The sequence below is a fragment of the Pseudomonas sp. FG35 genome, assembly GCF_057809295.1.
This window is the reverse complement of record NZ_JBMDJR010000009.1, coordinates 272589-287386: the sequence shown is the minus strand read 5'-3', so window position 1 is coordinate 287386 and position 14798 is coordinate 272589. Positions and strand designations below refer to the sequence as shown.

The 14798-nt window shown below is 60.0% G+C and carries 12 protein-coding genes; 10 read left to right on the top strand and 2 right to left on the bottom strand.

The annotated features are described in order from the left end of the window. Complete coding sequence (murU, locus tag ACODTD_RS19575) at window positions 1-672, bottom strand: N-acetylmuramate alpha-1-phosphate uridylyltransferase MurU (protein WP_011336203.1); 672 nt, start codon at window positions 670-672, stop codon at window positions 1-3. Next, window positions 669-1688 (bottom strand): aminoglycoside phosphotransferase family protein, encoded by a 1020-nt coding sequence (locus tag ACODTD_RS19570; protein WP_201817805.1) that lies wholly within the window; start codon window positions 1686-1688, stop codon window positions 669-671. The genes murU and ACODTD_RS19570 overlap by 4 nt, the downstream gene beginning before the upstream one ends. 130 nt (window positions 1689-1818) lie before the next feature. Between ACODTD_RS19570 and ACODTD_RS19565 the strand changes: the two genes are divergently transcribed. The 10 genes from ACODTD_RS19565 (at window position 1819) to ACODTD_RS19520 (ending at window position 14735) form a co-directional block, all read left to right on the top strand. Beyond that, the gene (locus ACODTD_RS19565; RefSeq protein WP_489105106.1) at window positions 1819-4632 is read left to right on the top strand and encodes an LPS-assembly protein LptD; all 2814 of its coding nucleotides are present in this window, start codon (window positions 1819-1821) and stop codon (window positions 4630-4632) included. Continuing rightward, entirely contained in the window at window positions 4613-5929 is a 1317-nt protein-coding gene (gene surA, locus ACODTD_RS19560) for a peptidylprolyl isomerase SurA (protein WP_489105105.1), read from the top strand. Before ACODTD_RS19565 ends, surA begins: the two co-directional genes overlap by 20 nt. Further along, window positions 5926-6915, top strand: a complete 990-nt coding sequence (gene pdxA / locus ACODTD_RS19555; protein ID WP_011336207.1) for a 4-hydroxythreonine-4-phosphate dehydrogenase PdxA — start codon at window positions 5926-5928, stop codon at window positions 6913-6915. The genes surA and pdxA overlap by 4 nt, the downstream gene beginning before the upstream one ends. After that, window positions 6912-7730, top strand: a complete 819-nt coding sequence (gene rsmA, locus ACODTD_RS19550; RefSeq protein ID WP_011336208.1) for a 16S rRNA (adenine(1518)-N(6)/adenine(1519)-N(6))-dimethyltransferase RsmA — start codon at window positions 6912-6914, stop codon at window positions 7728-7730. The genes pdxA and rsmA overlap by 4 nt, the downstream gene beginning before the upstream one ends. Window positions 7731-7846: 116 nt before the next feature. Beyond that, window positions 7847-8227, top strand: coding sequence for a Co2+/Mg2+ efflux protein ApaG (gene apaG / locus ACODTD_RS19545; protein WP_011336209.1), 381 nt, complete (start codon window positions 7847-7849; stop codon window positions 8225-8227). Then, window positions 8227-9108, top strand: a complete 882-nt coding sequence (locus ACODTD_RS19540) for a symmetrical bis(5'-nucleosyl)-tetraphosphatase (RefSeq protein WP_489105104.1) — start codon at window positions 8227-8229, stop codon at window positions 9106-9108. Before apaG ends, ACODTD_RS19540 begins: the two co-directional genes overlap by 1 nt. Before the next feature lie 33 nt (window positions 9109-9141). Continuing rightward, window positions 9142-9471, top strand: a complete 330-nt coding sequence (gene glpE, locus ACODTD_RS19535; protein ID WP_007959911.1) for a thiosulfate sulfurtransferase GlpE — start codon at window positions 9142-9144, stop codon at window positions 9469-9471. Window positions 9472-9767: 296 nt separating this feature from the next. Beyond that, window positions 9768-11690, top strand: a complete 1923-nt coding sequence (locus ACODTD_RS19530; RefSeq protein WP_011336211.1) for a PrkA family serine protein kinase — start codon at window positions 9768-9770, stop codon at window positions 11688-11690. A 205-nt stretch (window positions 11691-11895) separates the two neighbouring features. Continuing rightward, on the top strand, window positions 11896-13167 hold the full coding sequence (locus ACODTD_RS19525; protein WP_011336212.1) for a YeaH/YhbH family protein: 1272 nt from the start codon (window positions 11896-11898) through the stop codon (window positions 13165-13167). Continuing rightward, window positions 13164-14735, top strand: coding sequence for a SpoVR family protein (locus ACODTD_RS19520; RefSeq protein WP_011336213.1), 1572 nt, complete (start codon window positions 13164-13166; stop codon window positions 14733-14735). Before ACODTD_RS19525 ends, ACODTD_RS19520 begins: the two co-directional genes overlap by 4 nt. The last annotated feature ends 63 nt before the right edge of the window (window positions 14736-14798 follow it).

The following is a 14798-nucleotide window of genomic DNA, read 5'->3' as shown; positions in this document are numbered from 1 at the left end:
TCAGCGACTCGCTTCTATCAAGGCTTCAGCTTCGGCCAGACGCTCGTGCGTACCGACATCGACCCAGTGACCTTTCAACCGCTCGCCGGTCACCTGCCCGTCCGCCATGGCTTTACGCAACAGCGGCGCCAGTTTGAAGGCACCGTCGCGGCAGCCGTCGAACAACTGCGGATGCAGTACGGCTATGCCGCTGTAGGTCAGGGTTGCCAAATCGGCCTGGCCATCACGCACCTGGCCGTCGGTCAGGGTGAAATCCCCTGTCGGGTGATGCGCCGGATTGTCCGCCAGCACCAAATGCGCCAGGCCGTTGATCGGCTGATGCAGCACGCTGAAGTCGTAATCGGTCCAGATGTCACCGTTGACCACCAGAAACGCGTCTTCGCCCAACAGCGGCAAGGCGCGGAAAATTCCGCCGCCGGTTTCCAAAGGTTCCCCTTCAGGCGAGTACTGGATCGACACGCCGAATTGCGAACCATCGCCCAGATGATCTTCGATCTGCTGTCCGAGCCAGGCATGGTTGATCACGATCTCGTTGAAACCGGCCGCGGCCAGGGCACGCAGGTGATATTCAATCAGCGGAACGCCGCCGGCTCGCACCAGCGGTTTGGGGGTGGTCAGGGTCAGCGGGCGCATGCGCTCGCCTTTGCCGGCCGCCAGAATCATTGCCTTCATGCCGTCGCTCCACCACGCAGGCTGGCGAGCAGTGCCTGCAAATCCGCCAACTCGGGACGGCGCGCGATGACCGCTTCTATATAAGAGAAGAACCGCGGCACATCGCCGAGGTAACGCGGCTTGCCGTCGCGATGGCAGATGCGGGCGAAGATTCCGATGACTTTCAGATGACGCTGCACGCCCATCAGGTCGCTGGCGCGCAGGAACTCCTCGAAGTCCGGCTGCACCGGGATGTTCAGTGCTGACGCCTGCTGCCAGTAGCTTTCCAGCCAGCCGCGCACTCGCTCTTCAGGCCAGCTGAGGAAGGCGTCCTTGAACAGGCAGGTCACGTCGTAGGTCACCGGGCCGTACACAGCGTCCTGGAAATCCAGCACACCGGGGTTCGGCTCGCTGAGCATCAGGTTGCGCGGCATGTAGTCGCGGTGCACCAGCACTTTCGGCTGGGCCAGGGCACTGTCGATCAGCAGTTCACTGACCTTTTGCCACTGCTGCTGTTGAGTGGCATCGAACTCGACGCCCAACTCGCGTTTCACGTACCACTCGGGAAACAGTTCCAGCTCGCGGCGCAACAACGCGACGTCATAGCTCGGCAGTGGTGCCACCATCGGCAGCTGCTGAAAAGCCAGCAGCGCTTGCAAGGCATCGCTGAATAACGCGTCGGCATTTTCGCTGTCGATCACGTCCAGATAGGTCTTGTTGCCCAGGTCATTGAGCAAAAGAAAACCGCGTCCGAGGTCCTCGGCATAAATTTTCGGCACGTTGATGCCGGATTTCGCCAGCAAAAAAGCGATATCCACGAACGGTTTGCAGTTTTCCTGAGGCGGCGGCGCGTCCATCACGACGAAACTGCGACCGGCGCCTTCCCAGCGGAAATACCGGCGGAAACTCGCGTCGCTGCTGGCCGCGGTCAACGTGGCCGGGGGTACGGCTCCCCAGCCCTGAGCTGCAAAAAGGGTTGCCAGCTGTTCATCGAGCCAAACTTTCAGGTGTTGCAAGCGTACATCTTGATCAGGCATTGCAAGGGTCTCCGACGGCGCTAGCCGTCAAGCGGGTCATGCTTTATTATCCAGCATCTTTTTCAGACCATCGAGAGGCGTGCGGCCCACACCGCGGGCAGATGGCACGCAGGAAGCCCGGACTAATAAGATGGCATTGAAATCCCCCGCGTTTCGTAAAAAATTTCCGTTGTTGGTAACCGGCAGTCTGCTGGCTATGCAACCTCTGGCCAGTTCATTCGTTGTTGCCGCCGAGCAGTATGACTGCGCCGTCTCGGCAACGGGTGGCTGGGCCTGCTCGCCGAAGACGCCGGCCGCTGCCTTGCCGCCGCGTCCCGTGCATGACGGCAGTGCCGTCAGCGCCGCTGGCGAAGCCCCGGCCGAGAGCGGCTCCACTGCGGAGTCCGGGCCCAAGCCGGTACTGGTTACCGAGTCCAAGGGCCGTGGCCTGAAATCCCGTAGCGAAGACTACAGTCACCTCGACTGGGTTCCGCGCGAGAAGCTCACCGCCGCCCAACTGGCCGAGACCGGTCCTTACTGCTCTGGTTCCTATATCGAACCGATTCGTCCTGGCATGAATGACAAGACGAATAAAAGTGACGCCCCGACCTTCATCGGCGCCAAGGCGTCGCGTTATCAGCAGGATTCGCAGGTTGCGAGTCTGGCCGGTGACGTGGTCATGCGTCAGGGCAGCATGCAGGTCGAAGCCGACGAGGCCAACCTGTATCAGGCCGAAAGCCGTGGCGAACTGGCCGGCAACGTGCGCATTCGCGACAACGGCGCGCTGATCGTCGGTGACCACGCCGATGTGCAGCTCGACACCGGTGAAGCCAAGGTCGATAACGCCGAATACGTCATGCACAAGTCGCGCATCCGCGGTAACGCGCTGTACGCCAAGCGTGCCGAAAACGCGATCATCCGTCTGAAGGACGGCACGTACACCACGTGCGAACCGAACAGCAACGCCTGGCAGCTCAAGGGCAACAACATCACCCTGAACCCTGCCACCGGCTTCGGTACCGCGACCAACGTGACGCTGCGGGTCAAGGACATTCCGGTCCTGTACACCCCGTACATTTACTTCCCGATCGACGATCGTCGTCAGTCGGGTTTCCTGCCGCCGACCATCGGCACCGGCAGCGATACCGGCTTCATGCTGGTGACCCCGTACTACTTCAACCTGGCACCGAACTACGATGCCACGTTGTATCCACGCTACATGGCTAAACGCGGTCTGTTGATGGAGGGCGAATTCCGCTACCTCACCAAGTCCAGCGAAGGGCAGTTCGGTGCGGCGTTCCTCAACGACGAGGAAACCGAGCGCAGCAAACAGACCGACTACCAGAAGAATCGCTACATGTACAACTGGCAACACAAGGGTGGTCTCGACTCCCGCGTGTTCACCCAGGTGGACTACACCAAGATCAGCGATCCGTACTACTTCCAGGATCTGCAGACCGATCAGATCGGTGTGAAGAGCGCCGACTTCGTGAACCAGCAGGGCTCGGTTACCTATCGTGGCGACAGCTACACCGCCCGCTTGAACGCCCAGGCGTACCAGCTGGCGACCGTCTCGAACATCACACCGTATGACCGTCTGCCGCAGATCACCTTCAATGGTCAGCTGCCGTATCACCCGGAAGGTCTGAACTTCGATTACGAGACCGAGGTCGTTCGCTTCGACCGTGACCTGCAAAATGGCAACTTCGTTAATGAAGACGGCACTGTGGAACGCCGCCTGGACAATAACGTCATCGGCCTGGCCCGTGCCAACGGCGATCGTTTGAACCTGAAGCCAAGCGTCAGCCTGCCGCTCAACTGGACCTACGGTTTCCTCAAGCCATCGCTCAAGTACCAGTACACCCAGTACCAGCTGGATCTGGACGGGACCGGCAAGAGCCAGATCGTCGCTCAACAGAACGCGGCAGCCGCGACCGGCACCCGCTATGTCGGTGGTGAATTCGGCAGCAGCCAGAACCGTGGCGTACCGATCGCCAGCATCGATGGCGGCCTGTACTTCGACCGCAACACCACCTGGTTCGGCAAGAACTATCGCCAGACCCTGGAACCTCGCCTGTTCTATCTCTATGTACCCGAGAAAGACCAGGAAGACATTCCAGTCTTCGATACCAGCGAATACACCTTCAACTATGCGTCGCTGTTCCGTGACAACCGCTTCTCCGGCTCCGACCGCGTCGGTGACGAGAACAAACTGTCGCTGGGCATCGACAACCGCTGGATCGAGGAAGACGGCTTCGAGCGTCAACGCATCAGTATCGGTCAGGCACTCTACTTCAAGGATCGTGAAGTCCAGTTGCCGGGCATTGATCCGAAGACCCGCGACGACGCGCATTCCAATGTTTCGCCGTACGCTCTGGAATACGAGTACCGCTGGAACCGCGACTGGCGCACCACTGCCGATTACAACTGGGATCCGGACAGCCGCAGCCCACGCTCCGGCAGTGCAATGCTCCACTACCAGCCTGAAGACAACCCGAACAAGGTGGTCAACGTCGGCTATCGCTATCGCAACGACCAGGTCCGTTACGACCAGAACACCGGTAAATGGTCGGTGGGCGGCGGTGACTACGGCACACCGGGCCAGCCTGGCTACGTGAAGGACTACTACAAGATCCAGCAGCATGACTTCTCGGTCATCTGGCCGATCGTTCCGCAGTGGAGCGCGATCAGCCGCTGGCAGTACGACTACAACCGCAATCGCACGCTGGAAGCCTTCGGTGGTTTCGAATATGACAACTGCTGCTGGAAACTGCGCCTGATCAACCGTTACTGGGTCAGCTATGACGAATTCAGTCAGAACGCCCCGGAAAACGAAAAAGGCGACCACGGCGTCTTCCTCCAAATTGTTCTGAAGGGACTCGGCGGCCTCACCGGCGCCAAGGTAGAGAGCTTCCTCGACAAAGGCATCCAAGGTTATCGTCAACGTGAAGACCAAGCTTTCTGATTGTCTGCGCCCGCTGATGCTGGGCGCGCTGTTCCTGGGTACCGCGGCCAACGCCGCGGTGCAGTCCATCGATAGAGTGGTGGCCATCGTCGACAACGATGTGGTCATGCAGAGCCAGCTGGATCAACGCGTCCACGAAGTTCAGCAAACCATCGCCAAGCGTGGCGGCGGTCTGCCGCCTCCGGGCGTGCTGGATCAACAGGTGCTCGAGCGCCTGATCGTCGAAAACCTGCAACTGCAGATCGGCGAACGCTCCGGTATCCGCATCACCGATGAAGAACTGAACCAGGCTGTCGGCACGATTGCCCAGCGCAACAACATGACCCCGGAACAGTTCCGTATCGCCCTGTCCCGTGATGGCCTGTCCTATGAGGACGCTCGCGAGCAGATCCGCCGCGAAATGATCATCAGCCGTGTGCGTCAGCGCCGCGTGGCCGAACGCATTCAGGTATCGGAACAGGAAGTGAAGAACTTCCTCGCCTCCGACCTGGGCAAGATGCAACTGTCCGAAGAGCTGCACCTGGCCAACATCCTGATTCCGACCCCGGAAAGCGCCAACTCCGAAGCGATTCAGAGTGCCGCTCGCAAGGCGATGGACGTTTACCAACAGCTCAAGCAAGGTGCTGACTTCGGCCAGATGGCCGTGGCCAACTCCGCCAGTGACAACGCTCTGGAAGGCGGCGATATGGGCTGGCGTAAAGCCGCTCAACTGCCACCGCCGTTCGACCGTGAACTGAGCAGCATGGCGACTGGCGACATCACTCAACCGGCACGCACTCCGGGTGGTTTCATCATCTTGAAGCTGCTGGAAAAACGTGGTGGCGAGAGCCAGATGCGCGACGAAGTGCATGTGCGCCACATTCTGGTCAAGCCAAGTCCGGTTCGCGACGAAGCCAAGACCAAGGAACTGGCCCAATCGCTCTACAATCGCATCGAAGCCGGTGAAGATTTCGCCGAACTGGCCAAGAAGTATTCGGAAGATCCGGGCTCTGCCCTCAACGGCGGCGACCTGAACTGGATCGACCCGAACGCACTGGTACCGGAATTCCGCGCCGTGATGGCCAAGTCCCCGCAGGGTCAGCTGTCCAAGCCGTTCCAGACCCAGTACGGCTGGCACGTTCTGGAAGTCCTTGGCCGCCGCGCCACTGACAGCACCGAACAGGCCCGTGAGCAGCAAGCGATGACCGTACTGCGTAACCGCAAATACGACGAAGAGCTGCAGACCTGGCTGCGTCAGATCCGTGACGAAGCGTACGTTGAGATCAAACTCCCTGGTGCAGACCAGGCAACGCAGTGAAACCCAAGCGTTTCGCGCTGACACCCGGCGAACCGGCCGGCATCGGTCCCGACCTGTGCCTGCTGCTCGCCTCGCAAGCCCAGCCACACCCCCTGATTGCCATCACCAGCCGCGACCTGCTCCAAGAGCGGGCCGCGCAGCTGGGGCTGGCTGTCAGCTTGCTGGAAGTGGCGCCTGACAACTGGCCGGACGCTCCCGCGCCCGCCAACAGCCTGTACGTCTGGGACACCCCACTCAGCGCCCCCGTGGTCGCCGGGCAACTGGACAAGGCCAACGCCGCATTCGTCCTCGAAACCCTGACCCGCGCCGGCAATGGCTGTCTGAACGGCGACTTCGCCGGGATGATCACCGCGCCTGTGCACAAAGGCGTGATCAACGAATCGGGCATCGCGTTTTCCGGTCACACCGAGTTTCTCGCCGACCTGACCCACACCGCCCAAGTGGTGATGATGCTCGCCACCCGCGGTTTGCGCGTGGCGCTGGTCACCACTCACCTGCCCTTGCGCGACATTGCCGATGCGATCACGCCGGAGCGCCTGGAACGGGTCACGCGGATTCTGCACGCCGACCTGCAACAAAAATTCGGCATCGCCCAACCGCGTATCCTGGTCTGCGGACTCAACCCGCACGCCGGCGAAGGCGGACACCTGGGCCATGAAGAAATCGACATCATCGAACCCACATTGGAGCGCCTGCGCGGCGAGGGCATGGACCTTCGTGGCCCGCTGCCTGCCGACACTCTGTTTACCCCCAAATATCTGGAGCACTGCGACGCAGTGCTGGCGATGTACCACGACCAGGGCCTGCCCGTGCTGAAGTACAAAGGCTTCGGCGCTGCAGTCAACGTGACCCTGGGCCTGCCGATCATCCGCACCTCGGTCGACCATGGCACCGCCCTGGATCTGGCCGGCAGCGGCAGGATCGACACCGGCAGCCTGGAAACCGCCCTGGAAACCGCCTACCAGATGGCCGAGACCCGTTTATGACCGAGCAATACCAACACAAGGCGCGCAAACGCTTTGGCCAGAACTTCCTGCACGATGCCGGCGTCATCGACCGCATCCTGCGCTCCATCAATGCCAAGGCCGGCGACCGCATGCTGGAAATCGGGCCGGGCCAGGGCGCACTGACCGCCGGCATCCTCAATTCCGGCGCACAGCTGGATGTGGTGGAACTGGACAAGGACCTGATCCCGATCCTCAACCAGCAGTTCGCCGGCAAGAGCAATTTCAACCTGCATCAGGGCGATGCGCTGAAGTTCGACTTCAACAGCCTGAACGCTGCGCCGAACAGCCTGCGCGTGGTCGGCAACCTGCCGTACAACATCTCCACGCCGCTGATTTTCCACCTGCTGAACAACGCCGGCATCATTCGCGACATGCACTTCATGCTGCAGAAAGAAGTGGTCGAGCGTCTGGCCGCCGGTCCCGGTGGTGGTGACTGGGGTCGGTTGTCGATCATGGTTCAGTACCACTGCCGGGTCGAACACCTGTTCAACGTCGGCCCGGGCGCATTCAATCCGCCACCGAAAGTCGACTCGGCAATTGTCCGCCTGGTACCGCACGCGGTGCTGCCGCATCCGGCCAAGGATCATCGCCTGCTCGAGCGTGTGGTGCGTGAAGCCTTCAACCAGCGCCGCAAGACCCTGCGCAACACCCTCAAGCAGTTGCTGAGCAATGCCGAAATCGAAGCCGCCGGAGTCGATGGCAGCCTGCGCCCCGAGCAACTCGATCTTGCCGCGTTCGTACGTCTGGCCGACAAGCTCGCCGAACAGCCGGCGAAAGCACCTGAAGCCGACTGACCGGCAATGATCGCTATCGGGCAGGATGCCAACTCTGGTCTACTGCCCGATACTTGCCTAGACTGAATCCCAATCAGCTACGCCCCGCGTCCCGCTTCGTTTTTAAGGCCTTTTGCATGTCCGATCCTCGCTACCAGGTCGATGTCAGTGTCGTTACCCACTATCTGGCAGACCAATCGCAACCCGAGCACGAGCGCTTTGCCTTCGCCTACACCATCACCGTGCAGAACAATGGCGAGCAACCGGCCCGCCTGATGTCGCGCCACTGGGTGATAACCGATGGCGACGGGCATGTCGAAGAAGTGCGCGGCGCCGGCGTGGTCGGCCAGCAACCGTTGATCGGCGCTGGCAAAAGCCACACCTACAGCAGCGGCACGGTCATGACTACCAAGGTCGGCACCATGCAAGGCAGTTACGAAATGGTCGCCGACGACGGCAAGCATTTCGATGCGATCATCAAGCCCTTCCGCCTCGCCGTTCCCGGAGCCCTGCACTGATGGCGACGTATGCCGTCGGCGACCTCCAAGGCTGCCTCGAACCGCTCAAGTGCCTGCTCAAGCAGGTCGCGTTCGACCCGACCCTGGATCGCCTGTGGCTGGTAGGTGACTTGGTCAACCGAGGTCCGCAGTCGCTGGAAACCCTGCGCTTCCTTTATGGCATGCGCGACTCGCTGGTCTGCGTTCTCGGCAATCACGACCTGCACCTGCTGGCAGCGGCGAAGAACATCGAGCGCCTGAAGAAGTCCGACACGCTGCGTGAAATCCTTGAAGCGCCCGACTGCGCCGAACTGATGGAATGGCTGCGCCAGCAGAAACTCATGCACTACGACGAGCAGCGCGAAGTGGCCATGGTACATGCGGGCATCCCGCCGCAGTGGTCGCTGCGCAAGGCGCTCAAGTACGCTGAAGAAGTCGAGACCGCGCTGCGTGACGACAACCTTCTTCCACCCTTCCTCGACGGAATGTACGGCAACGAGCCGGCGAAATGGGACAGCGACCTCAAAGGCGTGACACGCCTGCGGGTGATCACCAATTATTTCACCCGCATGCGTTTCTGCACCGCCGAAGGCAAGCTCGACCTCAAGAGCAAGGAAGGCCTCGACACCGCGCCGCCGGGCTACAAGCCCTGGTTCCAGCACAAGGAGCGCAAGACCCGTGGCCTGCGGATCATTTTCGGTCACTGGGCCGCGCTGGAAGGCAACGTCCACGAGCCCGGCATCTGCGCCCTCGACACCGGTTGCGTCTGGGGCGGCAGCCTGACCCTGATGAATGTCGACAGCGGCGAACGGCTGTCATGCAAATGCGACGAACACGGGGCCGCCCTGCCCACCGTCGCACCACTGATCACCGAATCTTCTCCCGTCAGCGCCCCGCGCTAGACTGCGTTTTCAGCCGAGCCAAAGGAGCCCGCCATGAGCGAATTCAAACGTATCCCCCCGGAACAGGCCCAGGCCCTGCGCGAACAGGGCGCCGTGGTCGTCGACGTCCGTGACCCGGCAACATTTGCCGCACTGCACATCAGCGGCTCGAAGCATCTGGATAATCATTCCCTGCATGCTTTCATCCAGGGCGCCGACCTCGATGCCCCGACCGTCGTGGTCTGCTACCACGGCAACTCGAGCCAGGGTGCCGCCGCGTATCTCGTAAGCCAGGGCTTCTCCGACGTCTACAGCATGGACGGCGGCTTCGAACTGTGGCGTACGACTTTTCCTTCGGAAACCGCGCAAGGCACCTCCGAATAATTTTTTTGTAACGTGCAAGCCCCGGCTCCCGTGGGCTCGCGCGGTGGCAGACGAACGGTCTGCCACAACTAATTACGTATCTCGCCTTTACCTCCCGAATTCCCAACTATCCTTAAGCCCAGGCCATCCAAAACAGGGGAGAGCCGGTACACCGGCGCACGGGTCATCGGGAGTGACTTTCGCGATTGTCGATCGCGGAAGGGTTCTGGGGGGTAAACAACAGCTGCCATCGCGGCTGCTGCCAGCATCGACTGAGTGATCCGGCGTCGGCTCCACGTATCGAGCGAGGTGACGTCATGAGTATCTTTAGCCACTTCCAACAACGCTTCGAGTCCACACGCCAGGAAGAATTCTCCCTGCAGGAGTACCTGGAACTGTGCAAAAAGGATCGCAGTGCCTACGTTTCCGCCGCCGAGCGTCTGTTAATGGCCATCGGCGAACCGGAACTGCTCGACACCTCGACCAATTCGAGGCTGTCGCGCATCTTTTCCAACAAGGTGATCCGCCGCTATCCGGCCTTTGAAGACTTCCACGGGATGGAAGAATGCATCGACCAGATCGTGTCGTATTTCCGCCATGCCGCTCAGGGCCTGGAAGAAAAGAAACAGATCCTCTATCTGCTCGGCCCTGTCGGCGGCGGTAAGTCGTCCCTGGCCGAGAAGCTGAAACAACTGATGGAAAAAGTGCCCTTCTATGCCATCAAGGGCTCGCCGGTATTCGAATCGCCACTGGGTCTGTTCAACGCCACCGAAGATGGCGCGATCCTCGAGGAAGACTTTGGCATTCCACGGCGCTACCTGAACACCATCATGTCGCCATGGGCCACCAAGCGCCTGGCCGAATTCGGCGGCGACATCAGCCAGTTCCGCGTGGTCAAGCTGTACCCGTCGATCCTCAACCAGATCGCCGTGGCCAAGACCGAACCGGGTGACGAAAACAACCAGGACATCTCCGCGCTGGTAGGCAAGGTCGATATCCGCAAACTTGAAGAATTCCCGCAGAACGATGCCGACGCCTACAGCTACTCCGGTGCGCTGTGCCGGGCCAACCAGGGCCTGATGGAATTCGTCGAAATGTTCAAGGCACCGATCAAGGTGCTCCACCCATTGCTGACTGCGACCCAGGAAGGCAACTACAACAGTACCGAAGGCCTCGGTGCGATTCCGTTCACCGGGATTCTGCTGGCCCACTCCAACGAATCGGAGTGGCACACCTTCCGCAACAACAAGAACAACGAAGCGTTCATCGACCGGATCTACATCGTCAAGGTGCCGTACTGCCTGCGGGTCAGCGACGAGGTGAAGATCTACGACAAGCTGTTGTTCAACAGCTCCCTGGCCAAGGCCCATTGCGCGCCGGATACCCTGAAGATGCTGGCGCAGTTCACCGTACTGTCACGCCTGAAGGAGCCGGAAAACTCCAACATCTATTCGAAGATGCGCGTGTATGACGGCGAAAACCTCAAGGACACCGATCCGAAGGCCAAGTCGATCCAGGAATACCGCGATGCGGCGGGCGTCGACGAAGGCATGAACGGTCTGTCGACCCGGTTCGCTTTCAAGATTCTGTCCAAGGTCTTCAACTTCGATCCGCACGAAATTGCCGCCAACCCGGTACACCTGCTCTATGTGCTGGAACAGCAGATCGAACAGGAACAATTCCAGGCCGAAACCCGCGAACGCTATCTGCGCTACCTGAAAGAGTATCTGGCGCCGCGTTATATCGAATTCATCGGCAAGGAGATCCAGACCGCCTACCTCGAGTCTTACAGCGAGTACGGCCAGAACATCTTCGACCGCTACGTGCTGTATGCGGACTTCTGGATTCAGGATCAGGAATACCGCGATCCGGAAACCGGCGAGATCCTCAATCGCGTCGCCCTCAACGAGGAGCTGGAAAAGATCGAGAAACCGGCCGGCATCAGCAATCCGAAGGACTTCCGCAACGAAATCGTCAACTTCGTGTTGCGTGCCCGGGCCAACAACAACGGCAAGAACCCGACTTGGCTCAGCTACGAAAAACTGCGAGTAGTCATCGAGAAGAAAATGTTCTCGAACACCGAGGATCTGCTGCCAGTCATCAGCTTCAACGCCAAGGCCAGCAAAGAGGATCAGCAGAAACACAACGACTTCGTTACACGAATGGTCGAACGCGGCTACACCGACAAACAGGTACGACTGCTTTCTGAGTGGTATCTGCGGGTCAGAAAATCACAGTAAACCGCGGCCGGTCAGACCGGTTGTCGTCAGCCCGAGGCCTGTGCGCGCATTTTCTGCTACACAGGCCTCTGGAAGGTGTTCGAAAGGCGGTAGCGAGGTTCAGGCAGCACCCAGAGCGCTTGGGGGAGCGTGTACGTCCCTTGGCATTCGGTTCAATGCTGCATGACCGCTCGCCCCTTGGCAGGACAGCTTCTAAGGAGCAGTCATGAGCTATGTGATCGACCGACGTCTCAATGGCAAGAACAAGAGCACGGTGAACCGTCAGCGCTTCCTGCGGCGTTACCGTGACCACATCAAGAAGGCTGTCGAAGAGGCGGTCAGCCGGCGTTCCATCACCGATATGGAGCACGGCGAGCAGATCAGCATCCCTGGTCGCGATATCGACGAACCGGTGCTTCACCATGGTCGCGGCGGCAAGCAGACCGTGGTTCATCCCGGCAACAAGGAATTCACCGCTGGCGAACACATCGCGCGTCCGCCGGGAGGTGGTGGTGGCCGTGGGCCGGGCAAGGCCGGCAACTCCGGTGAAGGCATGGACGAGTTCGTCTTCCAGATCACCCAGGAAGAATTCCTCGAATTCATGTTCGAGGACCTCGAACTGCCCAACCTGGTCAAGCGCAACCTGACCGGCACCGACACTTTCAAGACCGTACGTGCGGGGATCAGCAACGAGGGCAATCCGTCGCGGATCAACATTATCCGTACCCTGCGCTCGGCCCATGCCCGGCGCATTGCGCTATCGGGCAGCAGCCGCGCCAAACTGCGCGAGGTCAAGGAGGAACTGGCGCGACTCAAACGCGAAGAACCGGACAACTTCGGGGATATTCAGGATCTTGAAGCAGAAATCGAACGACTCAGTGCGCGTATCCATCGCGTGCCGTTTCTCGATACGTTCGATTTGAAATACAACCTGCTGGTCAAGCAACCCAATCCAAGCTCCAAAGCCGTGATGTTCTGCCTGATGGACGTTTCCGGCTCCATGACCCAGGCAACCAAGGACATCGCCAAGCGGTTTTTCATCTTGTTGTACCTGTTCCTCAAGCGGAACTACGACAAGATCGACGTGGTGTTCATCCGCCACCACACCAGCGCCCGCGAAGTCGACGAAGAGGAGTTCTTCTATTCCCGCGAGACCGGCGGCACCATCGTTTCCAGCGCCTTGAAACTGATGCAGGAGATCATGGCCGAGCGCTACCCGAGCAATGAATGGAACATCTACGCCGCCCAGGCTTCCGACGGCGACAACTGGAACGACGACTCGCCGATCTGCCGCGACATCCTGATCAACCAGATCATGCCGTTCGTGCAGTACTACACTTACGTGGAGATCACCCCGCGCGAACATCAGGCCTTGTGGTACGAATACGAACGCATCGCCGAAGCTTTTTCCGACACTTTTGCCCAGCAACAACTGGTCTCGGCCGGGGATATCTATCCGGTCTTCCGTGAACTCTTCCAGCGCAGGTTAGTGACATGACCGCCAAGACCGCCAAAGAGCAGAAGCGCCAACCCATTTCCACCGGCTCGGAATGGACATTCGAGCTGATCCAGACGTACGACCGTGAAATCGCCCGTATCGCGGCCCGTTATGCCCTGGATACCTACCCCAACCAGATCGAAGTGATTACCGCCGAGCAGATGATGGACGCCTACGCGTCGGTCGGCATGCCGCTGGGCTATCACCACTGGTCCTACGGCAAGCACTTCCTCAGCACCGAAAAATCCTACAGTCGCGGGCAGATGGGGCTGGCGTACGAGATCGTGATCAACTCGGATCCGTGCATCGCCTACCTGATGGAAGAAAACACCATCTGCATGCAGGCACTGGTGGTCGCGCATGCCTGCTACGGCCACAACAGCTTCTTCAAGGGCAACTATCTGTTCCGCACCTGGACCGACGCCAGTTCGATCATCGATTACCTGGTGTTCGCCAAGCAGTACATCATGCAGTGCGAGGAGCGCCACGGGATCGATGCCGTGGAGGATCTGCTGGATTCCTGCCACGCCCTGATGAACTACGGTGTCGACCGCTACAAACGTCCGTACCCGATTTCCGCCGAAGAAGAGCGGCGTCGGCAAAAGGATCGCGAAGAGCACCTGCAGAAGCAGATCAACGACCTGTGGCGCACCATACCCAAAGGCGCGGACAAATACAGCGACAAGGACAACGCTCGTTTCCCGGCCGAACCGCAGGAAAACATCCTGTATTTCATCGAGAAACACGCCCCGCTGCTGGAACCCTGGCAGCGCGAGATCGTGCGGATCGTGCGCAAGATCGCCCAGTATTTCTATCCGCAGCGCCAGACTCAGGTGATGAACGAAGGCTGGGCGACGTTCTGGCACTACACGCTGATGAACGACCTGTACGACGAAGGCCTGGTGACGGACGGCTTCATGATGGAGTTCCTGACGTCCCACACCAGCGTGGTGTTCCAGCCGGGGTTCGACAGCCCTTATTACAACGGTATCAACCCTTATGCGCTGGGTTTTGCGATGTATCGCGACATCCGGCGCATGTGCGAAGAGCCCACGGAAGAAGACCGCCGCTGGTTCCCGGAAATCGCCGGCAGCGACTGGCTGTCGACCATCAAGTTCGCCATGAGCAGCTTCAAGGATGAGAGCTTCATCCTGCAGTACCTGTCACCCAAGGTGATCCGCGACCTGAAGCTGTTCAGCATCCTCGATGACGATCAGAAGGACGATCTGCTGGTGCCCGCAATCCATGACGAGGGCGGTTACCGGATCATCCGCGAGACCCTGGCCGCGCAATACAACCTGGGCAACCGCGAACCGAACGTGCAGATCTACAGCATCGACCGCCGCGGCGACCGCTCGCTGACCCTGCGCCACCAGCAACACGACCGCAAACCGCTGGGCGATTCCACCGAGGAGGTCCTCAAACACCTGCACCGGCTGTGGGGCTTCGACATTCATCTGGAAACCCTGCAAGGCGACCAGATCATGAAGACCCATCATGTTCCGCCCCGCAGCGAACACAGCGAGGGGGATTACGGTCGACTCGACCTGGCCGTCATTCATCTTTGACTCCGTTGAGACCTCCAGAAGTCCGGCGCAAGGGTTATCCTGTCGGGCCAACGGAGGTTTTTT